The organism is Arsukibacterium sp., assembly GCF_036735525.1.
Lineage (GTDB): Bacteria > Pseudomonadota > Gammaproteobacteria > Enterobacterales > Alteromonadaceae > Alishewanella.
The window spans coordinates 38,543-61,984 of record NZ_DAINOE010000009.1 but is presented as its reverse complement, the minus strand read 5'-3'; the positions used below and the strand labels follow the sequence as shown (position 1 = coordinate 61,984).

General features: G+C 48.8%; 25 protein-coding genes. 8 read left to right on the top strand and 17 right to left on the bottom strand.

The features are described 5' to 3' along the window. From tnpC to tnpA, 3 genes are all read right to left on the bottom strand, one after another. Complete coding sequence (gene tnpC / locus V7D78_RS03320) at positions 1 to 1,518, bottom strand: IS66 family transposase (RefSeq protein WP_333607005.1); 1,518 nt, start codon at positions 1,516 to 1,518, stop codon at positions 1 to 3. A 92-nt stretch (positions 1,519 to 1,610) separates the two neighbouring features. After that, entirely contained in the window at positions 1,611 to 1,967 is a 357-nt protein-coding gene (tnpB, locus tag V7D78_RS03315) for an IS66 family insertion sequence element accessory protein TnpB (RefSeq protein WP_226752464.1), read from the bottom strand. Between the two features lie 2 nt (positions 1,968 to 1,969). Beyond that, a complete protein-coding gene (gene tnpA, locus V7D78_RS03310) occupies positions 1,970 to 2,260 on the bottom strand; it encodes an IS66 family insertion sequence element accessory protein TnpA (protein WP_333607004.1) in 291 nt (96 codons plus the stop codon). 295 nt (positions 2,261 to 2,555) lie between these two features. Here tnpA and V7D78_RS03305 point away from each other — a divergent pair, with 295 nt between their 5' ends. Next, on the top strand, positions 2,556 to 2,792 hold the full coding sequence (locus V7D78_RS03305; protein WP_333607003.1) for a hypothetical protein: 237 nt from the start codon (positions 2,556 to 2,558) through the stop codon (positions 2,790 to 2,792). Positions 2,793 to 3,342: 550 nt separating this feature from the next. Here V7D78_RS03305 and hemB read toward each other — a convergent pair. From hemB to V7D78_RS03250, 11 genes are all read right to left on the bottom strand, one after another. Further along, a complete protein-coding gene (hemB, locus tag V7D78_RS03300; RefSeq protein WP_333607002.1) occupies positions 3,343 to 4,350 on the bottom strand; it encodes a porphobilinogen synthase in 1,008 nt (335 codons plus the stop codon). Then, a complete protein-coding gene (locus V7D78_RS03295; RefSeq protein WP_333607001.1) occupies positions 4,340 to 5,077 on the bottom strand; it encodes a GGDEF domain-containing protein in 738 nt (245 codons plus the stop codon). Before V7D78_RS03295 ends, hemB begins: the two co-directional genes overlap by 11 nt. Then, positions 5,077 to 5,892, bottom strand: coding sequence for a TatD family hydrolase (locus V7D78_RS03290; protein ID WP_333607000.1), 816 nt, complete (start codon positions 5,890 to 5,892; stop codon positions 5,077 to 5,079). Before V7D78_RS03290 ends, V7D78_RS03295 begins: the two co-directional genes overlap by 1 nt. A 1-nt stretch (position 5,893) precedes the next feature. Next, the gene (locus tag V7D78_RS03285; RefSeq protein ID WP_333606999.1) at positions 5,894 to 6,430 is read right to left on the bottom strand and encodes a hypothetical protein; all 537 of its coding nucleotides are present in this window, start codon (positions 6,428 to 6,430) and stop codon (positions 5,894 to 5,896) included. Next, complete coding sequence (gene tatC / locus V7D78_RS03280) at positions 6,427 to 7,224, bottom strand: twin-arginine translocase subunit TatC (RefSeq protein ID WP_333606998.1); 798 nt, start codon at positions 7,222 to 7,224, stop codon at positions 6,427 to 6,429. The genes V7D78_RS03285 and tatC overlap by 4 nt, the downstream gene beginning before the upstream one ends. After that, positions 7,202 to 7,546: a Sec-independent protein translocase protein TatB gene (tatB, locus tag V7D78_RS03275; protein WP_333606997.1), complete on the bottom strand. Its 345-nt coding sequence runs from the start codon at positions 7,544 to 7,546 to the stop codon at positions 7,202 to 7,204. The genes tatC and tatB overlap by 23 nt, the downstream gene beginning before the upstream one ends. Further along, positions 7,547 to 7,819: a twin-arginine translocase TatA/TatE family subunit gene (gene tatA, locus V7D78_RS03270; protein ID WP_333606996.1), complete on the bottom strand. Its 273-nt coding sequence runs from the start codon at positions 7,817 to 7,819 to the stop codon at positions 7,547 to 7,549. Between the two features lie 65 nt (positions 7,820 to 7,884). Continuing rightward, positions 7,885 to 9,513 carry a ubiquinone biosynthesis regulatory protein kinase UbiB gene (ubiB, locus tag V7D78_RS03265; RefSeq protein WP_333606995.1) on the bottom strand — a complete coding sequence of 543 codons (1,629 nt, stop codon included), beginning with the start codon at positions 9,511 to 9,513 and terminating at the stop codon, positions 7,885 to 7,887. 3 nt (positions 9,514 to 9,516) lie between these two features. Next, complete coding sequence (locus V7D78_RS03260) at positions 9,517 to 10,122, bottom strand: ubiquinone biosynthesis accessory factor UbiJ (RefSeq protein ID WP_333607010.1); 606 nt, start codon at positions 10,120 to 10,122, stop codon at positions 9,517 to 9,519. Further along, positions 10,122 to 10,877, bottom strand: a complete 756-nt coding sequence (ubiE, locus tag V7D78_RS03255) for a bifunctional demethylmenaquinone methyltransferase/2-methoxy-6-polyprenyl-1,4-benzoquinol methylase UbiE (protein WP_333606994.1) — start codon at positions 10,875 to 10,877, stop codon at positions 10,122 to 10,124. The genes V7D78_RS03260 and ubiE overlap by 1 nt, the downstream gene beginning before the upstream one ends. A 115-nt stretch (positions 10,878 to 10,992) precedes the next feature. Further along, a complete protein-coding gene (locus V7D78_RS03250; RefSeq protein WP_333606993.1) occupies positions 10,993 to 12,015 on the bottom strand; it encodes a GGDEF domain-containing protein in 1,023 nt (340 codons plus the stop codon). 258 nt (positions 12,016 to 12,273) lie between these two features. On the opposite strand from V7D78_RS03250, the gene V7D78_RS03245 reads away from it, so the two are divergent. Beyond that, a complete protein-coding gene (locus V7D78_RS03245; protein WP_333606992.1) occupies positions 12,274 to 14,004 on the top strand; it encodes a DUF885 domain-containing protein in 1,731 nt (576 codons plus the stop codon). A 54-nt stretch (positions 14,005 to 14,058) separates the two neighbouring features. Here V7D78_RS03245 and V7D78_RS03240 read toward each other — a convergent pair whose 3' ends face one another. Both V7D78_RS03240 and V7D78_RS03235 read right to left on the bottom strand, forming a co-directional pair. Further along, entirely contained in the window at positions 14,059 to 14,289 is a 231-nt protein-coding gene (locus V7D78_RS03240; protein WP_333606991.1) for a hypothetical protein, read from the bottom strand. Positions 14,290 to 14,324: 35 nt separating this feature from the next. Continuing rightward, positions 14,325 to 14,798 (bottom strand): EVE domain-containing protein, encoded by a 474-nt coding sequence (locus V7D78_RS03235; RefSeq protein WP_333606990.1) that lies wholly within the window; start codon positions 14,796 to 14,798, stop codon positions 14,325 to 14,327. Between the two features lie 64 nt (positions 14,799 to 14,862). On the opposite strand from V7D78_RS03235, the gene tesB reads away from it, so the two are divergent. Next, a complete protein-coding gene (gene tesB / locus V7D78_RS03230; RefSeq protein ID WP_333606989.1) occupies positions 14,863 to 15,732 on the top strand; it encodes an acyl-CoA thioesterase II in 870 nt (289 codons plus the stop codon). 17 nt (positions 15,733 to 15,749) lie between these two features. Here tesB and plsB read toward each other — a convergent pair whose 3' ends face one another. Then, a complete protein-coding gene (plsB, locus tag V7D78_RS03225; RefSeq protein WP_333606988.1) occupies positions 15,750 to 18,206 on the bottom strand; it encodes a glycerol-3-phosphate 1-O-acyltransferase PlsB in 2,457 nt (818 codons plus the stop codon). A 164-nt stretch (positions 18,207 to 18,370) separates the two neighbouring features. Here plsB and lexA point away from each other — a divergent pair, with 164 nt between their 5' ends. The 5 genes from lexA to V7D78_RS03200 all read left to right on the top strand — a co-directional run. After that, positions 18,371 to 18,991: a transcriptional repressor LexA gene (lexA, locus tag V7D78_RS03220; RefSeq protein WP_333606987.1), complete on the top strand. Its 621-nt coding sequence runs from the start codon at positions 18,371 to 18,373 to the stop codon at positions 18,989 to 18,991. A 323-nt stretch (positions 18,992 to 19,314) separates the two neighbouring features. Beyond that, complete coding sequence (gene coxB / locus V7D78_RS03215; protein WP_333606986.1) at positions 19,315 to 20,451, top strand: cytochrome c oxidase subunit II; 1,137 nt, start codon at positions 19,315 to 19,317, stop codon at positions 20,449 to 20,451. Positions 20,452 to 20,556: 105 nt separating this feature from the next. Further along, the gene (gene ctaD / locus V7D78_RS03210) at positions 20,557 to 22,080 is read left to right on the top strand and encodes a cytochrome c oxidase subunit I (RefSeq protein ID WP_333607009.1); all 1,524 of its coding nucleotides are present in this window, start codon (positions 20,557 to 20,559) and stop codon (positions 22,078 to 22,080) included. Between the two features lie 9 nt (positions 22,081 to 22,089). Continuing rightward, a complete protein-coding gene (locus V7D78_RS03205) occupies positions 22,090 to 22,647 on the top strand; it encodes a cytochrome c oxidase assembly protein (protein WP_333606985.1) in 558 nt (185 codons plus the stop codon). A gap of 1 nt (position 22,648) precedes the next feature. Further along, on the top strand, positions 22,649 to 23,442 hold a 794-nt coding region (locus tag V7D78_RS03200; protein ID WP_333606984.1), incomplete at its 3' end, for a cytochrome c oxidase subunit 3.

The following is a 23,442-nucleotide window of genomic DNA, read 5'->3' as shown; positions in this document are numbered from 1 at the left end:
TCAGAATGGCAACAGCTTTGTCAGCTTGTCTGGGGTATCAGCGGTAGGCAGCTCTTTAAATAATGTTGTCAGGTAATCATACGGCTCCAGTCCGTTGATTTTGGCGGTTTCGACCAGACTGTAGAGTGTCGCACTGGCTTTAGCCCCTGATGTGGTATTAGCAAACAGCCAGGCTTTTCGGCCGATGACGAAGGGCTTTATAGCACGCTCGGCGCGATTGTTGTCGATGTTCAGCCTTCCGTCTTCCAGATAGCGTATTAGCTTCGGCCATTGATTCAGATTGTAAGTAATTGCCTTGCCAAGTGCGCTTTCTGTTGGAATGGTGTCTTTGGATTTCTCCAGCCAGTCCCACAGCTGTTGCAGCAAGGGCTTGGCGACGTCGTGCCTTTGTTGGTATTTAACCTCTGCTGCCTTGGTTTTTAGTTTGCTCTCCAGCGCATACAGCTTCTGGATATGGTTGATGGCCCAGTCGGCTTTACCGGTTTTGCCTTTGCCCTGGGCTTTTTGTGCCTCGACGAACTTGCGTCTGGCATGCGCCCAGCAACCGACCAGGGTTGCATCCGTTTGCTCATAACCGGCATAGCCATCTACCTGCAGATACCCCCTGTAACCGTCAAGATAGGCTTTGGGATGTTTACCGGCGCGCCCATCCTGGTAATCAAACAGTACCAGCTTGGGGCCTGCTGAGGACTCCATGCCGCAGCCGTACACCCACATGTAACAGGTGCTTTTTTCTACATCCAGCACGTTCACTGTCGTTTCATCGGCCCACAGCACCGGTTGTTGCAACAGCCTGGTTTTCATCAGGGCCAGCAGTGGTTCCAGTTTATCCGCACAGGTAATTAACCAGCGGCTCATGGTTTGGCGGCTCAGTTCAATACCGGCTTGGGCAAACAGCTTTTCCTGCCGGTACAGCGGCAGGCCATAGTGCATTTTGCTGCTGATGATTTGCGCCAGTAAGCTCGGGCTCGCCATGCTTTTAGGGATAATCGCCGGCGGTACATCGGCAATTTGTATAGCCACTTCCGTACCCTGATTTTCACACGCCCGGCAGCTGTATTTGGGCCGGATGTTTTTAATCACCTTAATTTGAGCCGGTACGAACTCAATCTGCTCACTGACTTCCTCGCCCATCCGATGCAGCGCATGGCCACAGCAGGCACAGGTTTTATCGGTAATGTCGTGGATAACGTCTACCCGTGGCAGCTCGGCCGCAATACGCGGACGGCGCGGTTTGGATAGTTTTTCCGCTTCAGCCTGAGTCGCTTCTGGCTGGGCTGGCTCTTCATCAGCAAGCTGCTCCGCTTCGTTCAGCACCTCGCCATCGCCCTGATAGCTTTCGCTGCTGGGGCTGTATTTTTTATACTGGGCAAGGTTGTACTGCTCCAGCAATTGCTGCAGCTTATCAGAGAGCTTTTGGTTAACCCGCTCTAATTTGGCGATGCGCTTGTCACGCTCAAGCAGCATTTTCTTGAGCGTGTCAATATCATCCGGCAGTGTTGAAGGTGTCTTTTTCATGGCCGTTATTGTAACGGCCAATACGGCTAAGTGCCTGTACTTATTTAGATTGTTTAAGCTGCGATCTCAAGGATTTATAGCCGATCGGCATATCAGCCCACACTTTGGTACTGCAACGGCTGATGCGGAGTCAGTTTTTGGATATCGATACCCTGTAACAACCAGTGCCACTGCTGTTCGCTGATAGATAAAACCTTGCCTGGCATCAAGCGCGGCCAGCGGAATTTATCTTTTTCCAGCCGTTTGTACCACAGGCAAAAGCCGGTGCTGTCCCAGTACAGCACTTTTAAGCGGGTACGTTGCCGGTTACAGAACACAAACAGCGCACCGCTAAACGGCGACTGCTGCATGTCCTGCTCAACTAACAGTGACAAGCCATTGATGGATTTTCTAAAATCCACGGGCTGTTTATGCAGGTAAATCTTTGGCGGGTCGATAAACATCTTCATGATTAAAGCGCCCGGAGTAAGGCCGCTAACCACAAGACATCTGTGCCGGGCGGTAAGTGCAGCTCAACATCGCGCTTTTTCAACATGATGCTTTGATTGAGTATCATGCCTTGTGTGGTCAGCTCGACAAAACCGGTATCGTCTTCCTGTTGCCAGGCGAGAAGTTGCCGCTTACGATAGCTGAAATAGGTCGGGTCAATGCCTTGCTGTTTTGCAAATTCGGTTTGAGTTAAACCACTGACTTTATGCTGGTCAAACAGCACCAGCCACTGCTCGGTTGTTCTGCGGATCATGTTAAACCTCTGCCTGGTTGTAGATTCAGACATGGTAAGAAGATTTAGCTAAGCTTGGAATGTGTGGTTGGAGTTACGCTTACCATGGAAAATGACCAACGAGTTGCCTCACCATACAGGACGTTAAAGAATGTTTCCACCGTTATGCATTCAGGGGCTTGGGGTTCCTCGGCGCTTACATATGAGACAACAGTAAGAGCAAACCATACAAGTAATGCTGTACTTCGTACCGCTGACGCTGTGAGTGTCGCACAAGGTATTAGAGATATAAACCAATAGTTGAGGGTTCAATTCCATGAGTTTTGAATGGTATTTATTCTTGTTGTTCATATTTGTTTTACTTGAATTTTTAAAATATTATAGTTTTGCTCGATGGAAGAAGTTATCAGAAATTTTGAATATCTTTACTTTTTTAACTGGAGCATGGTTATTAACCGATGACAGCTTTTTTATTGTTTTAACCGGCGTTATTTTATTGTCATTAGCTTTTATTGCTGATCTTTACAGAAGAAATAAAAAAATTGATACTTAGATTCCTGGTTTCTCTTTAACATAAATGCATGCATTTTTTTATCTATATAATGAAAATAATAGTTTGATAGGATATTTTATAAGCGCTGCATTTATGCAGGTTGGTGCGATACCATCGCTAATATTAAATGATATATTGCAGGCTAAAAAATCATTGAACTGAACAATTGAATAATGAGTGTATTTTGGATAGTGATGTTAATAATTTTATCTTCCGTAAACGTTATTTTTGTAACGGTCATGACTCGCATACTGAAACGTCGACTTAAGGCGTCTCATAGAGACGTGTGCTACGGGATATTTTGTTCGCAGCTTGGAGTGATTGCGTTTTACTTAATGTATTATTATAGAAGTTTTATATTCGTAAGTACGTATATCATATTAATGTGGTTAGGCTTTTTTTGTTTTAAGTGCCGGGAAAAATTTGAAGTCGTTAAATAGATTGCTCCGTCGAGGTATCAAGTTAGCTAGATTTTTGTTGGGTGGTTGTTTTATTGCATCTACAGGTGTTACCGGCCACCTGAAAGCCCCGCTATCGCGGGGCGCTGTTTTTAGACACCGTGCTTTAACCAGATCGCCACTTTTTTAGCAAAATAGGTCAGGATGCCATCGGCACCGGCGCGTTTAAAAGCCAGTAACGACTCCATTACTACCGGTTTTTCTGCCAGCCAGCCGTTTTCAATGGCCGCCATATGCATCGCATATTCGCCACTGACCTGATAAGCAAAGGTAGGCACGCCAAACTCATCTTTGACCCGGCGCACTATGTCTAAATATGGCATGCCGGGTTTCACCATCACCATATCGGCGCCTTCGGCAAGATCCAGCGCTACTTCGTGCAGGGCTTCATTGCTGTTGGCCGGATCCATCTGGTAGGTTTTTTTATCGGCGCCTTTTAAGTTGCCAGCCGAGCCGACCGCATCGCGAAAGGGGCCGTAGTAGCTGGAGGCGTATTTAGCAGAGTAAGCCAGAATGCGGGTATTAACATGCCCGGCTGCTTCCAGTGCCTGACGGATAGCGCCAATACGGCCATCCATCATATCTGAGGGCGCGACCACATCAGCCCCTGCTGCTGCATGCGATAATGCCTGTTTTACCAGTGCGGCTGTGGTCAAGTCATTTAGCACATAGCCGTTGTCATCGATAATGCCATCCTGGCCATGGGTAGTAAAAGGATCCAGTGCCACATCGGTAATCACCCCCAGCTCTGGTACCGCTGCTTTTAACGCCACTACCGCCCGTTGCGTTAAGCCCTGAGGGTTCCAGGCTTCTTCCGCTTGTAGTGATTTGCACTCTGCCGGCGTCACCGGAAACAACGCTATGGCCGGAATACCCAGATCGGCCAGCTCTCTGGCTTCCTCCAGCAATAAATCCAGGCTAAGACGTTCAATGCCCGGCATAGAAGCAATGCTTTGCCGTTGATTAACGCCCTCAATCACAAACATCGGATAAATGAGATCATTCACCGTTAGTTGATGCTCAGCACACAGCCGGCGACTAAAATCGTGCTGGCGCATACGACGCAGCCTAGTGTGAGGAAAAGGGCGATTAGTGTTCATGCTGGATATCCACGGTTGAGGGCTCGATAGAGCAGACTAAGCTTTGTTGCTGCACCTGATTACGGCCGCTGGCTTTGGCCTGGTAAAGTGCCTGATCGGCTGCAGCAATGTAGTCGGCAGGGCTGTATTCTGCCAGCGCAATGGCCGAGCAAGCGCCAATACTGAGCGTAAGCGGGCGTGCTTGGTTTGCCAGTATTAACGGCTGGCTGGCGACATAGCTTCTGATATGTTCGGCCAGGTCAAGCGCACCTTGTAAGTTAGTATTGGGTAGCAGCAGTGCAAACTCTTCACCGCCATAACGAAACGCCTGATCACTACTGCGCTTCAGGCAATGCTGTAACAAGCTGGCCAATTGACTGATCGCAGCATCACCGGCCTGATGACCTAAGTTGTCATTGATGCGTTTAAAATGATCAACATCTAGCAATAACAGCGCCAAAGGCCGTTGCTCGCGCTGACTGCGGCGAATTTCTGCTTGCAGCCGTTGGTCAAAATGCGCACGGTTAAACAGCCCGGATAAACTGTCTATCTGGCTTTGCTTTAGCAACTGTGCGTTTTTTTCGGTTAGCTCTGTTAAAGTGATTTGCAGTTCCAGTGCTTGCTGCTGTAGGTTAGTTTCCAACTCCTTACTGCGCTGGACAAGTTTTCGATGCCAATAGCGGGTCGCCAGCAGGCTGGGTAGCAAACCCAGCATAAAACCGGCAATGGCATACAGCAGGCTGCTCATCACGTCGCTGTCCGTTCAGTGGCTAAGTCAGACCCCGCAAAAAACAGCTGCTGAAAATTATCACGACACTGCGCTGCAAGGGCTTCCAGGCTGACGCCCTTGCGCTGTGCTACCTCTTGCGCAATATAGGGCAACAACGCCGGTTCATTGTATTTGGGTCTGGGTCTAATGTTGCGTGGCAACAAATAAGGTGCGTCGGTTTCCAGTAATAGCCGGTCCAGCGGTAAATACTGCAAGGCTTGTGCAAGTTGCTGGTTGCGCTTTTCATCACACAGCCAGCCGGTGATCCCTATGTATAAGCCTTGATCGAGATAAGCAGCAAGTTGAACAGTATCGCCGGTAAAGCAGTGGGCAATGCCGCGGTTGATCTGTTGCTCGCGTAGCATGGATAATTGCAGTTCAAAGGCATCCCGTTCATGAAGATACACTGCTTTATCACAGGCTTTTGCCAGCGCCAGCTGTTCGGCAAATACCAGCTGCTGGATATGCCGCGGCGAAAAATCGCGGTTAAAATCCAGGCCACATTCACCCAGTGCCAGCACTTTGGGTTGCTGCAACAACTGGCGCAGTTGCAGCAACCAGTCAGCGGCAAGGTTAGCGGCCTGATGTGGGTGCACCCCTGCGGTGCTATAGCTGGTGTTTACACATTCATCCGGGCCGTTTAACAAAGCCAGATTTAACTGACATTCCGCTAAATCACTGGCTATTAATAAGCAGCCTTCAACACCAGCTGCTTGAGCACGGGCTAAAATGTTGCTGTGTTTGTCAGCAAACTGGCGGCTGAATAAATTGACACCACAATCAAACCAGCTCATATCAGCGTTCGCGTTGTACCCGGATGGTTCTGTTATTGCGCGCATTACTCAGATTAAAGCCGCCGAGCATGCCACGTTTAATTTGGTGTTGCTCGCCCACGGCGATGGGGTAATGACCACTGCCTTGCTGGCGCCACACTTGGCCGTTGTCAAATTCAACGACCAGCTCTTTACGATTGTTATAACTGATTTTACTGACAATAAAACTCAGCTCACTGGCTTGCTCTGGCTGGCGCTGGTGCTCCAATCCGAAACGCTCGCTGGCACTATCCTTTGCTTTGGCAGCGGCAGCATCAGGTTGCGCTGTGCTAGCGCCTTTCACGTCAGCTGCGTTTGCTCTAGGGTCAGATGTGGTGCCACTGACGGCTGCCGGTAATTCCGCTTTGTTGGTTAAGTGAATGTCGTCATAACAAACTAAACGTTTCAGTGCGTTCTGCTCTGCTCTGCAGGCGGTCAGAGCGTGTTCCAGGCTATTCGCCTGTGCCGATAGCGGATGCAGTATTAACATAACCAACAGTAATAATGACAACCATTTCATTTTGAATTTTCCTGTGTTGTAGATTCAGTATCGTGCTCAGTGGTTTCATCGGTTGTTTGGTCTGCTGTCGCGCTAACGGGTTGATAAAAGCGGCTAAGCCATAGTCCGGCTTCAAATAGCAGCAACATCGGTACGGCTAACAGCGTTTGTGATAACACATCAGGTGGCGTTAACAGCATGCCCAGCACAAAAGCGCCGACGATGATATAAGGGCGCTTTTCCGCTAAGGTTTGCCGGCTAACGCTGCCGGTCCAGACTAACAGCAATATTGCGACCGGTACCTCAAACGCCAGGCCGAAGGCAAAAAACAGCTTTAACACAAAATCCAGGTAGCTGCTGATGTCGGTCGCTACGGTGACGCCAGTGGGTGCCACACTGGTAAAAAAGGCAAAGATAATCGGAAACACCACAAAATACGCAAAGGCGATACCGGCATAAAATAACAAGGTACTGCTAATGACTAGCGGCGCGACTAACCGTTTCTCACGGCCATAAAGGGCTGGGGCAATAAACTGCCATATTTGCAGTAATAAATAAGGGATAGCCAGGCAGATAGAAACAATAAAAGTCAGTTTAAAAGGTGCAAAAAAAGGCGCTGCGACATCAGTGGCTATCATGCTGCTGCCCTCTGGCAGTACCGCCAGTAACGGCATAGCTAACAACTGATAAATGTCACTGGCAAAATAGGCCAGACAGGCAAAAACCACTAATACTGCTATCACACAGCGCAGCAGGCGGTTTCGTAGTTCGACCAGGTGGCCTAACAGGCTGTTAGGATCCGGGTTTGTTTTCATCGGTAGCGGGCTTCTTAGTGTGGTCAGGGTCAAAGGTGTTAGCCAGCGGATCATTCACTGTCCGCGCAGCCTGTTGCAACTCGGTCAGGGCTGCCTGCTCGTCTTCGCTCAGGTTTAACAGGCCTTTTTGTTCCGCTTGTTTAAGTTTTTGGTGCAGCTCATGTACCCGCAGGTTATCACTAAGCTCAGCCTGCATTTGCTGGCCAAACTGCTTAATACTGCGCACGGTTTTCACCGTGCTGCGAATAGCGCCAGGCAGCCGCTCAGGCCCCAGCACCAGCAGGGCAACGACAGCAATAACCAGTAATTCCCAAAAGCCCATTTACACCTTATCTTTTTCGGTGCTGCCCGTTTTAGCCGACGCTGTGCTGCTGTCGGCCTTTTCGGCAGGTGGCAGCTGCTCTGTTTTTGCCTGAGTCGCTGCGGTTTCTTCTTTAGTATCTTCAGTCGCGTCATCTTTTAACGAACTGCGAAAACCTTTAATGGCAGAACCCAAATCGGTGCCAATACCGCGTAATCTTTTAGTGCCGAAAATAACAACCACTATGGCCAGTATAATTAATAACTGCCAGGGACCAATGCCGCCAAACCCCATGAAAACCTCTCTGTATCAGTTAGCAAACCCCCAGTAATAAAGGCAAGGGTCTGCATGTCAATTGTTTAAGACAATAGTGCTTTTAACGTAAAAAAGATAGTGCCTGCTGCCAGCGCGGTCGCCAGCAGCGTTGCCCCAAAACCAAACGCAACACTGGCGCTAATGGCGCCGGCTCCGGCTAACAGGGCTTCAGTAATGCGCCGGCTAGCGCGCTGATGTTGCTGTTGTAATTGGCTCAGTTGTGCCAATAGCAGTGCTTGCTGCCGCGGTCCCTGTTCCAGATAACGGTGAAGCAGGTTAGGCATCTGTGGCATTTTTTCTGCCCAAAATGGCAGGTTTTCTTTAATTTGTCGCCATAAGGCGGGCAAACCAACCTGATCTTTGACCCAGGTTTCCAGGAAAGGTTTGGCGGTTTTCCATAAATCCAACTGCGGATACAGCTGCCGGCCTAATCCTTCAATGTACAACAGGGTTTTTTGCAGTAACACTAACTGCGGCTGTACCTGCATATCAAAGCGCCGCGCAGTACTAAACAGGTTGAGCAGCACATGACCAAAGGAAATTTCGGCCAGCGGTTTTTGAAAAATCGGCTCGCACACCGTGCGGATGGCACTTTCAAATTCTTCGACATTGGTATGCGCCGGCACCCAGCCCGAATCCAGATGCAGTTGGGCTACCTTGCGATAATCACGGTTAAAAAACGCTACAAAATTTTCGGCCAGATACCGTTTGTCTTCGGGATTAAGGGTGCCGACAATACCGCAATCAATTCCGATATATTTGGGGTTGTCCGGGTGCTCGCGTGACACAAAAATATTCCCCGGGTGCATGTCAGCATGAAAAAAGCTGTCTCTGAATACCTGGGTAAAAAACACTTCGACACCGCGTTGTGCCAGTAACGCCATATCGGTACCCTGCGCATGTAGGGCGGCAATATCAGACACAGGTATGCCGTAGATGCGCTCCATTACCATCACGTTATGCCGGCAATGGTCGCTGTATACGTAGGGAATATACAGCGAGTCGGAATGCTCAAAGTTACGTCGAAGCTGAATCGCATTAGCGGCTTCACGGTTTAAATCGAGTTCATCCAAAATGGTTTTACGGTATTCAGATACCACTTCACGTGGCCGTAACCTTTTACCATCAGGTAAAAAGCGTGCAGCAAATTCAGCGACAGTGTCCATTAAGGCTAAATCAGCGAGGATTTGTTTGCGGATATCCGGCCGTATAACCTTAATCACCACATCAGCGCTGCTGCCATCGGCCAGTTGCAATACCGCAGTATGCACCTGGGCTATCGAGGCTGACGCTAAAGGTTTCAGCTCAAAGGCTTCAAACAGCTGGCTGATATCGCTCAACTCCAGCGCCTGCTCAATTAACTTTTGTGCTTGCTCACCCGGAAAGGGCGCCACTTTATCCTGTAACTGTGCCAGTTCATTGGCAATGTCTGCCGGCAATAAATCGCGCCGGGTGGATAACATCTGGCCAAATTTCACCCAGACCGGCCCCAGACTTTGCAGTGCTAAGCGCAGTCGCAGGGCGGCGCTGTGCTGCGGATAACGATTGCGCAACCAGAACAAACTGCGTCTGGCCCAGCGGGCATACCAGGGTTGCCAATGTGATGGAATAAGTTCATCCAGGCCATATTGCAACAAGGTTTTCTGGATCTGATAAAACCGGCTAACGCGCACCTGTTACTCCTGACCGGCGTCAAATTGACGCTGTAGTTGAGCGACCTTACCAGCCAGTTGCTGGACTTGCTCACTAAAGTGTTGCAGTTCTAAACGGCTTGGGCTTAATCGCAGTTCTTCCTGACCTAAGGCCGTGGTTAAACGGGCTAAATCGGCGGTTTTAAGCTGCAAATAATGTTGCAGATGCTGAATGATCAGCGCCATTTTATGCGCCAGCGCATCACCGACATAAGCGGATAACGCCTGCTGCCAGTCGGGATCCAATGCTTGAAAAAACGCACTATATTGTTGTGCGACCTGAATATCGCCGTCAATTTGCAGCGCATCGGCTTTTATCAGCCGGGTCAGCTGGCTGGCGTCAGCTAGCAATTTTAAACTGGCTAGATCGGTGCTGATGGCACAATCTACCGCTTCATCATGTTGATTAAACAATAGCCCGCTGGCATCAGCACTGATCACCAGTCGCAGTTTCAATTCACGTAAGCTAAAGGCCAGTTGTTTACCCTGCAGACGGCTAAGCCTTTGCTGAGCTGCCGGGTCCAGCCGGATTAACTGATTAACCAGCTTTTCAGCAGCGGCACAGAGTAATTGTGGCAGCAGTGCAAACATCAAAATTTGTAGCCCCGGTGCAACGCCACTATGCCGCCAGTCAGATTGTGATAGCTGACTTGTGCAAAGCCTGCCTGTTGCATCATGTCCTTCAGGGTATCCTGATCCGGGTGCATGCGGATAGATTCCGCTAAATATTGATAGCTTTCTTTATCATTAGCAATAAGCTGTCCCATAACTGGTAACAATTTAAAGGAGTACAAATCATAGACTTTACTGAGCCAGGCTTGCTCAGGTTTAGAAAACTCCAGTACCAACAAGCGCCCGCCAGGTTTTAATACCCGAAACATCGAACGCAGGGCGGCGTCTTTATCGGTCACATTACGCAAGCCAAAGCCAATACTGACAATATCAAAGCTGTTATCGGCGAAGGGTAAGGCTTCGGCATTGGCTTGCACAAATTCGATATTGTTAACCAGCCCCAAATCACGCAGTTTATCGCGGCCGACATTGAGCATAGACTCGTTAATATCGGCCAGTACCACTTTGCCGGTCGGTCCGACCCGTTTAGAAAATAACGCGCTGATATCGCCGGTACCGCCTGCTAAGTCCAGCACCTGCTGGCCTGGGCGCACGCCACTGCAATCCAGGGTAAAACGTTTCCACAGCCGGTGAATACCCAGCGACATCACATCATTCATAATGTCGTATTTGGCGGCGACCGAGTGAAACACGTCGGCTACCATGGCAACCTTTTGTTCAGCGGGTACAGATTTAAAACCAAAGTGGGTATTGTCTTTGCCTGGGGTGGTCATAACGGGCCTGCTTATAGATTAACAGTTGCTAGTGTAAAAGATTACGGCGGCTGCGCCAACTGTTGCTGCTGACTGTTGTTGCCAATAAAGACTACGAACTTTGTCGTTAACTGGCTCAATTGGGCGTAAGCATTAGCTCACTGGCCACCTGGTTGCGGCCGCGTTGTTTAGCCAGCTTCATGATATCGCTGGTTCTGGCTAAGAATTGCTGCCAGGTCTCTGCTGCCTGATACAGGCTGACACCCAGTGAAATAGTGACTTTGGGCAAGGTCTTTTTATCACGTGAAGAGATAAAGCGCAGTTTTTCGACACCGCGGCGTACTTGTTCGGCAATTTCTGTGGCAGTACGTAAATCCACATCAGGCAGTAGCAATAAAAATTCTTCACCTCCGGCCCGCACCGGCATACCACTTTCCTGCACGTAGCTGCGAATTTTCCGTGCCACCTTACTTAAAATAACATCGCCAATGGTTTGGCCGTATTGCTGATTAAAGTGGCGGAAATGGTCTAAATCAACGGCAATAGCCGCTATACGGCGTTCGGGTTGCTCACTTAACCATAACTCCACCTGATTTTGCATGGCCTGGCGGTTATAGAGGCCGGTCAACGGATCCTGTAACTGTTGCAACTTAAGTTGCTCCAGTTCATGACGCAACTGATGGCTATGTTGGTTTGCCGCTTCCAGTTGCATATGTAATTGTTGTTGTTGTTGTTGATAGTACAGAGTGTGTTGCTGTAGATGTGTCACAACCAAAGCTGGTTCGGCACTGGGTTGAGTTAACTGGAACAAGCTATGTTCTAATTGTTGTAAAAAATCACTGGTCGATTCGGCGGCCAAATCAGTATAACCAGATAAGCGGCTGACCATTGACGAGACATCTTGCAGCAGCTGTTCCTGCCGCTGTTGTTCTTGCAGCAAAAAGCGGCTGTACAGTTCAGCCATAATAAAGTCATCCAGCAGCGTATTGGCGGCCAGTTTGTCCTCAATGGCCTGACAAAGACCAATGTTTTTTCCGCTAATATACTCGTATCCCACCGTATAATTCGTAGGGTGGGCTGCCAGCAAATGTTGCCGTAAAAAGGCTTTAACCTGAACGGCTTTATCCTGCGCTTGCTGCAGCGTATCCTGATACTTCATAGAACCTTGTGTTGCTCCGTCAGAAACTACTGTTATTCTGCAAGCTTATACTACGTGAATCATTAGCACTGGCAACCGCTTTTACCTGAAATACTGCGCAGTCGTTGAAAATAGCGACAGTAAGCCAGTAACTTAGGTTTAATGGTGTCGTTTTTCTGCCATTTTCCGTTCAGCAGGCTGATTTATCAGTTAATCGGACACCCCAGGCACTAAAAAGCGGTTACAATCTGCCAAAGGTTGTGTTTTAGGAATGGGATTATGCGCGCTATTCTTTTGCTATTGCTGAGTGCTGTCTGGTTAAGCGGCTGTGCCAGCCAGTATATTGCAGCAGATAAACAGTTTGAGCAGTTAGCTGGCCAGTTGTGGCAGGCTGAGTTGCAGCTGAACCGACTGGCGCCAGGGCAACTGCAGGATATGTCTGCCGAGGCGCTGGCGTCGCGCCAACAGCAAAGGCTGGAATGGCAGCAGCAACTGTTGCAACAAGATGTGGCTGCATTGTCAGAGCAAAATAAGATTAATCATGCGGTATTAAGTTACCGCCTGGCCAATGAGATTGATCACTACCGTTTTAATGCGCATATGATTCCGTTGACCTCAGAATCGGGGTTTCATACCAGCCTGGCTTTTAGTTTTCAGCGTCAGGCGCCACGGCAGTTTAGCGAGTATCAGCATTACCTGAAACGCCTGGCTGCCGTGCCTGAATATATGCAACAGCAAATCGACTGGATGCGCCAGGGGCTGGCTATAGGAATGACTCAGCCACAGGTTGTGTTAAACGGCTTTGAACATAGTATTCGCTCTTATATTACCGATGACGTCAGCAAGAGTGTATTTTATCAGCCATTTTTGCAGCAGCCGGAGTCAATAGATGCCGGGCAGTGGCAGCAGTTTCAGCAACAAGCCCAACAATTGATTACTGAAAAAGTAAACCCGGCGTACCAGGCATTGTATCGGTTTATGCTGGACGAGTATAAACCTGGTGCGCGCCAGACGATTGCTGCCTCTGCGCTGCCTCAAGGCGAAGCGTTTTATCAGAACCGGCTGCAACACTACACTACTCTGGCGTTAACACCTGCTGAGGTACATCAGATTGGCATTGAAGAGGTAGCCCGGATTCGGGCTGAGATGCAGCAGGTGATTGACAGCACTGGTTTTGATGGCAGTTTTGCTGATTTTATCGATTTCTTACGCACCGATCCGCAGTTTTATCCGCAAACGGCTAGTGAGCTAATGCGCTACGCCGCTTACTTATCGAAAAAAGCTGACGCCGAATTACCGCGTTTATTTAAAACCCTGCCACGCACCCCTTATGGTGTGGTGCCGGTACCGGCAGAAATTGCACCTAAATATACCACTGGCCGCTACTCAGGTGCTAACCGCGATGATCAGGCCGGTTTTTATTGGGTTAATACTTATGCATTAAACCGCCGGCCTTTATATGAGATGGAAGCGTTAACCTTGCACGAAGCGGTACCAGGCCATCATTTACAAATTTCACTGGCGCGTGAGCAAGCCAGTTTACCGGATTATCGCCGTAGCTTTTATACCTCTGCTTTTGGTGAGGGCTGGGGTCTGTATGCCGAGTATTTAGGCTTGGAAATGGGCTTTTATCAGGACCCGTACAGCAATTTTGGTCGCCTGACTTATGAAATGTGGCGCGCGGCCAGGTTGGTGGTGGATACCGGCATGCATAGCATGGGCTGGAGTCGTCAGCAGGCAGTGGATTTTTTAGCCTGTAACACGGCACTGTCTATGCATAATGTTAATACTGAGATTGATCGTTACATCAGCTGGCCAGGTCAGGCGTTATCTTACAAGCTCGGTGAGCTAACGATCAGACGTTTGCGCACTGAAGCAGAGCAGGCATTGGGTAGTCGCTTTGATATCCGGCAGTTTCATGATGTGGTATTAGCCAATGGCAGTGTTCCGTTGCTAGTATTGGAACAGCAGGTTAGGCAGTATATTTCGCAGCAGCAGTCGGCAGACTGAGATTTAGCAGATAAAAACGCCGGGCAAGCCCGGCGTTTTTTTATTTTTTAGCCCTTAATGTCGCAAAATCACACTGGGCTCGGTATCAATCTGGCCTTCATCATCGATGGCAGCCAATTTGTCTCCGGCGAGCATCACCGCCATTCTGATATTGTCTTGCTGTCTGACAAAAAGTAATTTATAACCGTAACGCTGTAATTCTGCGACAGAAAATTTCTGCGCTAAATTCAGTTCTTCCCAGAAATAATGCATGTCCTTATCCGTTTGGCGCCGTTCGTAGTTCATAACAGGCTCCAACCACACAGGATGTTAAACGTAAGTTAGGACGCACCGTTAACCGCCATGTCAAGCGTTGCCTGCCATTGTGCTGCAGTTACCGGCATTATGGATAATCTGTTGCCTTTTTGTACCAAGGGCAACTGTTTCAGCTTAGCTGAACTTTTCAGTTTGTCCAGCGGCAAGAGTTGCGGTAGCTTGCTGACAAAACGCAAATCAACAGCCACCCAACGTGGTGCTGCAGCGCTGGCTTTGGCGTCGAAATAAGGGCTGTCAGGCTTAAACTGACTGGGATCCGGGTAAGCGGCGTTTACCACTTGCGCAATACCTGCAATGCCAATCTGCTTGCAGCTGGAGTGATAAATAAATACCTGATCGCCAGCTTGTACCTCGTCGCGTAAAAAATTACGCGCCTGATAATTACGTACCCCTTCCCACACAATGGCGCTGTCAGGTGCGGCGGCAAAATCATCAATGCTGCATTCTTCTGGTTCTGTTTTAAATAACCAATAGTTCATCTTTGCTCAGGCTCCGGCTTTGCGGCACAATAGTCTTAGTGTATCAGCAAACGGAAGCCAGTCGATGAGTCAGGTGTTAGCAAATTTATTGTCGTTATTAAAACTGGAAACCATAGAGCTGGGCTTGTATCGCGGCCAAAGCCAGGATTTAGGCTTTAAGGCGGTGTTTGGTGGCCAGGTAATGGGGCAGGCGTTATCCGCAGCCAAAGAAACCTTGCCTGAAGATCGTAAGGTGCATTCGTTTCACTCATACTTTCTAAGGCCGGGCGACGCCAGCAGGCCAATAGTGTATGAAGTAGAAACGATTCGCGACGGTAAAAGCTTTAGTACCCGTCGCGTTAGTGCTATTCAGTACGGTAAACCGATTTTTTATATGACAGCGTCGTTTCAAAACGAAGAACAGGGGTTTGAGCATCAGGATCTGATGCCAGATGTGCCCGGGCCGGATCAGTTGGTATCTGATTTGGCCTTTTACCAGCAGCATGCAGCACAAATACCGGAGCAATTGCGCAGTAAGTTTATCTGTGAAAAGCCCATTGAAATGCGCCCGGTCGATTTTCAAAACCCTTTTGTGCCTCAGGTGAGTGCGCCTAAACGCTATGTCTGGTTTAAGGCAAATGGCCAGATGCCGAACGATTTGCGGGTACATAAGTACCTGCTAGCCTATGCGTCCGATTTTAATTTTTTGCCGACAGCGTTGCAGCCGCATGGTAAATCTTTTATGGCGCCCAATATGCAAGTGGCCACCATTGACCATGCGATGTGGTTTCATCAGGATTTCCGCTTCGATGACTGGCTGCTGTATGCGGTAGACAGCCCCAGTGCTTCGGGTGGGAGAGGCCTGGTGCGTGGGCAGTTTTTTAACCGTAGCGGGCAGTTAGTGGCATCTACTATACAAGAAGGTGTGATCCGTCTGTATCCGGACAAGGCTTAGAAGTCAGCATTAGTGCTTTATTCTGTCTTGGCTGGTACCACCATAATGCTCTGCAGGCTTTGTAAAACTTCACTGCGCAGCAAGGCATTAACGGTACTAGCCAGCTGTGGCAATTTGTCGGCGGCCAGCAAGCGATTGTCGCTATCAGCATGGCAATAGCCCGCCTCCTTTAGTGCCTGGCTTAACATCGCAAACAAGTTTTTATCGTAATATTCCGGCGCAGCTATACCATGCAGGCTTAACAGACGCTGGGCTTGCTGGTGGCTGAGTTGCTCTAATTCTGCACGGTGTTGTACCTGATCATTTTGCAGTAAATTTAACACTATTGCGTATCGCTGCAGCGTGTCCTCAGCGATACGTGCCAATAGATTTAACTGAAAATAGCCCTGGGATTGCTGCTCAGGTGCCTGATATTGATTATCAATGCAGAGTAATAAACCTTGCTCGGTCAGTTGCTGTAGCAGTGCCTGACAATAGGTGCGTACAGAAGAAACATAGATATATAACTCTTGCTGCAGTAAGGGGTAGAGCTGTTCAATGATCTGTAATAATTGGTTATAGCTCAGAGCACGATGATGAAGCACGGCACTGGCCAGTAAAGCAGGTAACATAAACAGGTGCAGTACATTATTGCGGTAGTAACTCAATAGCACCGCGTTTTCAGAGGTGAGACTCAACAGTTCGCCGAAATGATCACTACTCAGCTCCACCTTACCCATAGACAGCGCATGGGCAATGATGGCCTCTGCATCGCTATCCGGCAGACTGACTTGCTGATGATAGGGGACTTGCTGTTGCAATTGCAGATAGCAATTGAGCTGCTGGCTCAGTTCTGGCCGGGTAAGAGTACGTTTTTCTGACGCCAGTAAACAGATAGCCAACAGGTTGATGGCATTTAAGGCTGCACTCTGATTAATTTGTTGCATCAACTGGCGCGATAATTTTGCCACTAAGGGATTTAACCAATGTGGTTTTTGCACTTGTAGCGGGTGAATGTGGTTTTTCCAATCCGGTACCTGCTGGTTAAGGTACTGATTAAGCTGTATGGGTTCACCGAAATTGACATAACCATAACCATAGTTACGTAGTTTACGAATGGCCTGAAATACGCCGCCAATCGATTCTTTTTGCTTACCGGCTCCCTGTAACTCGCTGACGTAAGTATTGACTTCCATCACATGCTCATAGCCCAGATATACGGGGACTAAGGTTACTGGTCTGTCTATACCGCGTAGCATTGCCTGCACTGTCATAGCCAGCATACCGGTTTTCGGCGTTAGTAAGCGGCCGGTGCGACTGCGCCCGCCTTCGGTATAATATTTAACGGCATAGCCTTTGCTGAATAATTGGCTGAGGTATTCCCGAAACACCGCAGAATAGAGTTTATCGCCACTGAAACTACGGCGGATAAAAAAGGCACCGCCACGACGGAAAATAGTACCTGCTGGCCAGAAATTAAGGTTAATGCCAGCGGCAATATGCGGCGGCACCAAGCCCTGATGATAAATAACATAACTGAGCAGCAGATAATCCATATGACTACGATGGCAGGGCACATAAACAATTTCATGGCCGCGCTGTGCTAAGTCCCGCAGCATATCGGCATTATTGACCTTAATGCCGGAATAGAGTTTTTTCCACAGCCAGCTAAGCACACGGTCTCCAACTCTGAGCGTTGATTCGCGGTAATCAGCTGCAATTTCCTGCAAAAGTAACCGGGCGCGTTGTCTGGCCTGCTTTAACGGCATCTGTTTACTGCGAGCTTCTTCTTCTATAGCCTGGCGCAGAGCGGGCGAGGCTAACAAGGCATTAAATAACTGGCTACGGTTTACCAGTTTGGGGCCTGTGGCCGCCAGTTTTTGACGGTAAAAATGAAAACGAGACATGCGCAGTAATTTACGGGCAGTGCTGATTTCTGCGCCAAATTGAGCGGCCATTTGTTTTAACGACACTGCGCGACTAAAGCGCACCAGTGTATGGCGGCCTGACACCAGTACAATCAGCATCTTTGCTAACCAGTGCGGCGCATGGGCTTCACCCAGCAACCACTTAATACTGTTTTCTTTTCCCGGCGCCCGGCCCCATAAAATAGCGGCGGGCACCAGTTGCGCATCCAGGCCTGGGTCCTCCAGATGCGCCTGTAACAGTGCCTGGCCTTGTTCTAAGGCACGGGTTTTTCCACGGCCACCAATAATGGCATGCGGTTTTTCTAAAAACAGCGTACGCCGGTATAGTTGGCCATTTAATTCAACTTGTTGCAGTGGGTCTGGCAGCTGCAATTGCCTGCACACCCGGCGCAAGGTGGCCAGATCACTGGCGGAGCGGGTATGGCAGATATACAGTAGTGGTCTGCCGGTATCCAGTGCCAGTTCAGTTACCGTATTGTCTGGTACCACTTTAAAGCGCACCAGCAGGCGGACAGGCCAACATAATAATAGAGTAAGCAGACGAAATAGCGGAAAAGCTGAAAACATGAAAGTGCAGACCAGCGCCGTTAAAAAACCAAGAATATCATTAAAGTGACGACAGGCAAATTGTCAGTCTGGATGTTTGCCGATAATGATAGTTGCAAAAAATTTGGCAAAGTCAACACTAGCTGTATATACTCACAGTACCTACTGTATAGGCAGCCAGCATTATGAGACCTTTAACACCAAGACAAGCCGAAATTCTGCAACTGATTAAAGATTACCAAAGCGCCAGTGGTATGCCCCCGACCCGCGCAGAAATAGCGACGAAACTGGGTTTTAAATCAGCCAACGCCGCTGAAGAGCATTTAAAGGCGCTGGCCAAAAAAGGTGTTATTGAAATGATGCCAGGCACTTCGCGCGGCATCAGGCTGGTAGAAGATGATCTTGAGCCGGAGCAGCTGGGCCTACCGCTTATTGGTAAGGTCGCTGCCGGCCAACCCATTTTAGCCGCTGAACATGTGCAAAATCATTACCAGATTGACGCGCATTTGTTTAAGCCGCATGCCGATTTTTTACTGCGGGTGCAGGGAATGAGTATGCAGGATATTGGTATCCTCGATGGTGACCTGCTGGCAGTACATAAAACCAATCAGGCCGAGCCGGGCCAGGTCATCGTAGCTAGGGTAGATGAAGATGTGACGGTAAAACGTTTTCAACGTCAGGGTCACATGGTATTGCTGCATCCTGAAAACGCGGATTTTGATGTGATAAAAGTCGATTTGCGCCAGCAACAATTCGCGGTCGAAGGCTTGGCTGTCGGCGTCATTCGCAATGGCAGTTGGTTATAAAGTTAGCTGTTAGTCAATAAGTTAAATAATAAAAGCGCTGGTACGACCACATGGGTTTGCCGGCGCTTTTGCTATTTAGGGGTTTACACTGAACCGGATTTGGATGATTCTTAGACTAAGACTGACCAAAAAATAACAATAGGGTTAGTTTTTGATTTCTGCGCTAGCAATGAAATCTCAGCAAAACAACATAATAACAACAATATAACAACAATAAAATTGCGAAGCTGAACTACATAGAGTCGGTGGCAGGGTAAATACCGAGCAGTACTGTGTTCGAAGTTTCTGCAGTTTGCATTGCAAAATGACAGAGGAGAAGTACAGTGACGAAAACGCGTTGTTTACGTTGGTCGCTGCCAACCTTGCTTTTAGCCGCATCGGCTAATGCAGCAGCTATGCCTTTGAATATGACCAAGGGTGTAACAGATATTAGTCAGCAGGTGTATCAACTGCATATGACGATTTTCTGGATTTGCTGTGTGATCGGTGCTGTGGTGTTTGGGATCATGTTTTGGTCGATCCTTCGCCACCGTAAAGCACGAGGTGTGCAGCCTGCCCAATTCCATCATAGTACACGGGTTGAAATCCTGTGGACGGCGATACCGGTATTAATCTTAATCGGTATGGCAGTACCCGCTACTAAAACCCTTATTGCGATGGAGGATACGTCAGACGCTGACGTTACCGTGCTGGTGACTGGCTCACAGTGGAAATGGCACTACAAATATCTGGAAAATGACGTTGAATTCTTTTCGTTATTAGCCACGCCTCGCGAGCAAATCATTAATCAACTCCCCAAAGAAGAAAACTACTTATTGGAAGTAGACCGACCGCTGGTCATTCCTACCGGGCAAAAAGTACGTTTTCTGATGACTTCCGACGATGTTATTCACTCCTGGTGGGTACCTGCTTTTGCCATTAAAAAAGATGCAAATCCTGGTTTTATCAACGAAGCATGGACCCGGGTTGATGAGCCGGGTGTTTACCGTGGCCAGTGTGCTGAGCTGTGCGGTAAAGATCATGCCTTTATGCCCATAGTGGTCATTGCCAAGACGCCTGAGGATTACACGGCCTGGGTCATGGCGGAAGAAACGCGAATTGCCGCAGCAAAGGCTGCAGAGCGCGAATTGTTGGCGATGAATATGCCTATGGCTGAGCTTATGGAAGTAGGTGCCCGAGCCTATCAGGGCCATTGCGCTGCTTGTCACCAACCTAACGGAGAAGGTTTAGCTGGCATTTTTCCCGGTTTGAAGGGCAGCCCGCTGATTCTGAATGACCGTCGCGGCCATATCGATATTATCGTTAATGGTAAAAGTGGTACTGCTATGCAAGCATTTGGCCGGCAGTTAAGTTTAAAAGAGTTGGCAGCCGTGGTGACTTACACCCGCAATGCCTGGGGCAATGACACCGGTGATGCGGTGCAGGCAGCAGACGTTTATGCCGTGCAGCAGGGAGACTAAGTTATGACTGCAACGACTACGGATTTACCTGAAAACGATCAACATGGTCATGATGATCATGATCATCACGACCACGATCATCATGATCATAGGCCCAGCGGAATTATGCGCTGGCTGTTAACTACAAACCATAAAGACATTGGTACCATGTACCTGGTGTTTGCGCTGATCATGTTTTTTATCGGCGGTTCTATGGCGATGATTATCCGCCTGGAGTTGTTCCAGCCGGGTATGCAGTTTGTTGAGCCACAATTTTTTAATCAGATGACCACAGTGCATGGTTTAATCATGGTATTTGGTGCGGTAATGCCGGCCTTTACCGGTTTAGCCAACTGGATGATTCCAATGATGATTGGTGCGCCAGATATGGCGCTGCCGCGCATGAATAACTGGAGCTTCTGGATCCTGCCGTTCGCGTTTCTGATTTTAATATTGTCACTGTTTATGCCTGGTGGTGGCCCGGATTTTGGCTGGACTTTCTACGCGCCTTTATCCACCACTTACAGTAACGACAGCACAGCCTTATTTGTGTTTTCTGTACACATTATGGGTATATCATCCATCATGGGTGCCATCAACGTTATTGTCACCATCTGGAACATGCGGGCACCGGGTATGACCTGGATGAAGATGCCTCTGTTTGTCTGGACCTGGTTTATTACTGCCTTCCTGCTGATAATGGTGATGCCGGTACTAGCGGGTGTGGTCACCATGGTGCTGACAGATAAATACTTTGCCACCAGCTTCTTTGATGCGGCCGGCGGCGGTGATCCGGTGTTGTTCCAGCATATTTTCTGGTTCTTCGGTCACCCTGAAGTTTACATCATGATTTTACCGGCCTTTGGTATTGTCTCGGCCATTATCCCGACCTTTGCCCGTAAACCGCTGTTCGGTTATGCCTCTATGGTGTACGCCACCGCCAGTATTGCCGTGTTATCGTTCCTGGTTTGGGCTCACCATATGTTTACCACCGGCATGCCGGTGTTTGCCACGCTGTTTTTTATGTATGCGACCATGCTGATAGCGGTGCCGACCGGGGTGAAGGTCTTTAACTGGGTAGCCACCATGTGGCGCGGTGCCATGACCTTTGAAGTGCCAATGATGTTTGCACTGGCCTTTATCGTGCTGTTTACCATTGGCGGCTTTTCCGGGCTGATGCTGGCGATTACGCCGGCTGACTTCCAGTACCATGATACCTATTTTGTGGTAGCGCACTTTCATTATGTACTGGTGTCGGGCGCGGTATTCTCCATAGTGGCGGCAGTGTATTACTGGTTACCTAAGTGGACCGGTAATATGTATGACGAAACGCTGGGGCAGTGGCATTTCTGGTGCTCGTTGATTTCGGTGAACCTGTTGTTCTTCCCGATGCATTTTGTTGGTCTTGCCGGAATGCCGCGTCGCATCCCGGATTACGCACTGCAATTTGCCGACTTTAATGCCTTTATCAGTATTGGTGGCTTCTTATTTGGCTTATCACAGCTGATCTTTGTCTGGGTATTGATTAAGTGTGCCCGCGGTGGTGTCAAAGCCACGGCGCAGGTATGGGAAGGGGCTGAAGGTCTGGAATGGGAAGTGCCTTCACCGGCGCCTTACCACACCTTTGACACGCCACCAGTGATTAAATAAGGAGGCGGTATGGCGCAACATCATAAACCTTTGGTCGGCAAACTGGCGATCATTGCCCTTGCGATGTTTGGCTTTGGTTTTGCGCTGGTGCCGCTTTACGATGTATTTTGTGAAGTGACCGGCATTAATGGCAAAACGTCAAATGTGGCGGCGACTACGGACGCCGCACAAATAGATGTTAGCCGTGAAGTGACCATCGAATTTCTGGCCAGGCCAAATCAGGATATGCCCTGGGTGTTTAAGCCAGAAGTGCGGCGTATGAAGGTGCACCCGGGGGAAATTCATATTATGAATTATATCGCCGAGAACCCGACCAGCCGGATGATTGTTGGTCAGGCGGTACCTTCGGTATCGCCAGGTCAGGCGGCACTTTTCTTTCATAAAATAGAGTGTTTTTGCTTTACCCAGCAGCAGTTAGCCGGGGGCAAAGATATGCTGATGCCATTACAGTTTTATGTTGACCCGGCCTTGCCCGCACAATTTAGCACCATCACACTGAATTACACCTTGTATGATGTAACCAGTGCCTGGAGCGAGCCGGACAGTCAAACCGTTACTGGGGAATAACATGACAAAAACTTACGAAAAATATTATGTTCCCGCGCAAAGTCCCTGGCCCATTATTGGCGCTGTGGCGTTGTTTTTTATTGCCTTTGGCGCCGGGCACTATGTAATAGATCTGTCGAAAGAACAAAGCGGCTTTGGTGGTTACCTGCTGATTTTGGGGCTGGCGATACTGGTATTTATGCTGGTGGGCTGGTTTAAAAATGTCATTGATGAATCAATGAGTGGTTTATACAGTGCGCAGATGGATCGCTCATTTCGCCAGGGTATGAGCTGGTTTATTGTATCTGAAGTGATGTTTTTTATGGCATTTTTTGGTGCACTGTTTTATGGCCGGGTGATTGCCATGGAATGGTTGGGCGGCGCCAGTAATAATGCGATGACTTTTGAAATCCTCTGGCCTAACTTTGAACCGGTGTGGCCTTTGGTTAAAACGCCAGGCGGCACCGAAACACAGGCTATGCCATGGGGCTTACCATTAATCAACACTATTATCCTGGTGATTTCCTCAGTGACACTGCACTTTGCACATACCGGTCTTGAACAGCAAAAACGTGGCCAGCTAAAACTGATGCTGGTGCTGACCTTATTACTGGGTGCGGTGTTCCTGTGCTTGCAAGGCTATGAATATGTGCATGCTTATCGGGACTTAGGATTGCGCTTAGATTCAGGCTTTTATGGTAATACCTTCTTTTTGCTGACTGGTTTTCATGGTCTGCACGTGACCCTGGGCGCCATCATTTTGTTGTTTGTGTTCTTCAGGGTACTTAAAGGACACTTTACGCCTGAAAAGCATTT

Coding starts and splice junctions, on each gene's coding strand:
- V7D78_RS03250 (WP_333606993.1), bottom strand. CDS start 12,015: ATGAAGTATCAGGATACGCTGCAGCAAGCGCAGGATAAAGCCGTTCAG.
- V7D78_RS03305 (WP_333607003.1), top strand. CDS start 2,556: ATGAGTTTTGAATGGTATTTATTCTTGTTGTTCATATTTGTTTTACTT.
- hemB (WP_333607002.1), bottom strand. CDS start 4,350: ATGAACACTAATCGCCCTTTTCCTCACACTAGGCTGCGTCGTATGCGC.
- V7D78_RS03245 (WP_333606992.1), top strand. CDS start 12,274: ATGCGCGCTATTCTTTTGCTATTGCTGAGTGCTGTCTGGTTAAGCGGC.
- plsB (WP_333606988.1), bottom strand. CDS start 18,206: ATGTTTTCAGCTTTTCCGCTATTTCGTCTGCTTACTCTATTATTATGT.
- V7D78_RS03205 (WP_333606985.1), top strand. CDS start 22,090: ATGGCGCAACATCATAAACCTTTGGTCGGCAAACTGGCGATCATTGCC.
- V7D78_RS03240 (WP_333606991.1), bottom strand. CDS start 14,289: ATGAACTACGAACGGCGCCAAACGGATAAGGACATGCATTATTTCTGG.
- tatC (WP_333606998.1), bottom strand. CDS start 7,224: ATGAAAACAAACCCGGATCCTAACAGCCTGTTAGGCCACCTGGTCGAA.
- V7D78_RS03295 (WP_333607001.1), bottom strand. CDS start 5,077: ATGAGCAGCCTGCTGTATGCCATTGCCGGTTTTATGCTGGGTTTGCTA.
- lexA (WP_333606987.1), top strand. CDS start 18,371: ATGAGACCTTTAACACCAAGACAAGCCGAAATTCTGCAACTGATTAAA.
- tatB (WP_333606997.1), bottom strand. CDS start 7,546: ATGGGCTTTTGGGAATTACTGGTTATTGCTGTCGTTGCCCTGCTGGTG.
- V7D78_RS03290 (WP_333607000.1), bottom strand. CDS start 5,892: ATGAGCTGGTTTGATTGTGGTGTCAATTTATTCAGCCGCCAGTTTGCT.
- ctaD (WP_333607009.1), top strand. CDS start 20,557: ATGCGCTGGCTGTTAACTACAAACCATAAAGACATTGGTACCATGTAC.
- tnpA (WP_333607004.1), bottom strand. CDS start 2,260: ATGATCCGCAGAACAACCGAGCAGTGGCTGGTGCTGTTTGACCAGCAT.
- tnpB (WP_226752464.1), bottom strand. CDS start 1,967: ATGAAGATGTTTATCGACCCGCCAAAGATTTACCTGCATAAACAGCCC.
- V7D78_RS03285 (WP_333606999.1), bottom strand. CDS start 6,430: ATGAAATGGTTGTCATTATTACTGTTGGTTATGTTAATACTGCATCCG.
- tesB (WP_333606989.1), top strand. CDS start 14,863: ATGAGTCAGGTGTTAGCAAATTTATTGTCGTTATTAAAACTGGAAACC.
- tnpC (WP_333607005.1), bottom strand. CDS start 1,518: ATGAAAAAGACACCTTCAACACTGCCGGATGATATTGACACGCTCAAG.
- V7D78_RS03235 (WP_333606990.1), bottom strand. CDS start 14,798: ATGAACTATTGGTTATTTAAAACAGAACCAGAAGAATGCAGCATTGAT.
- V7D78_RS03260 (WP_333607010.1), bottom strand. CDS start 10,122: ATGTTTGCACTGCTGCCACAATTACTCTGTGCCGCTGCTGAAAAGCTG.
- tatA (WP_333606996.1), bottom strand. CDS start 7,819: ATGGGGTTTGGCGGCATTGGTCCCTGGCAGTTATTAATTATACTGGCC.
- ubiE (WP_333606994.1), bottom strand. CDS start 10,877: ATGACCACCCCAGGCAAAGACAATACCCACTTTGGTTTTAAATCTGTA.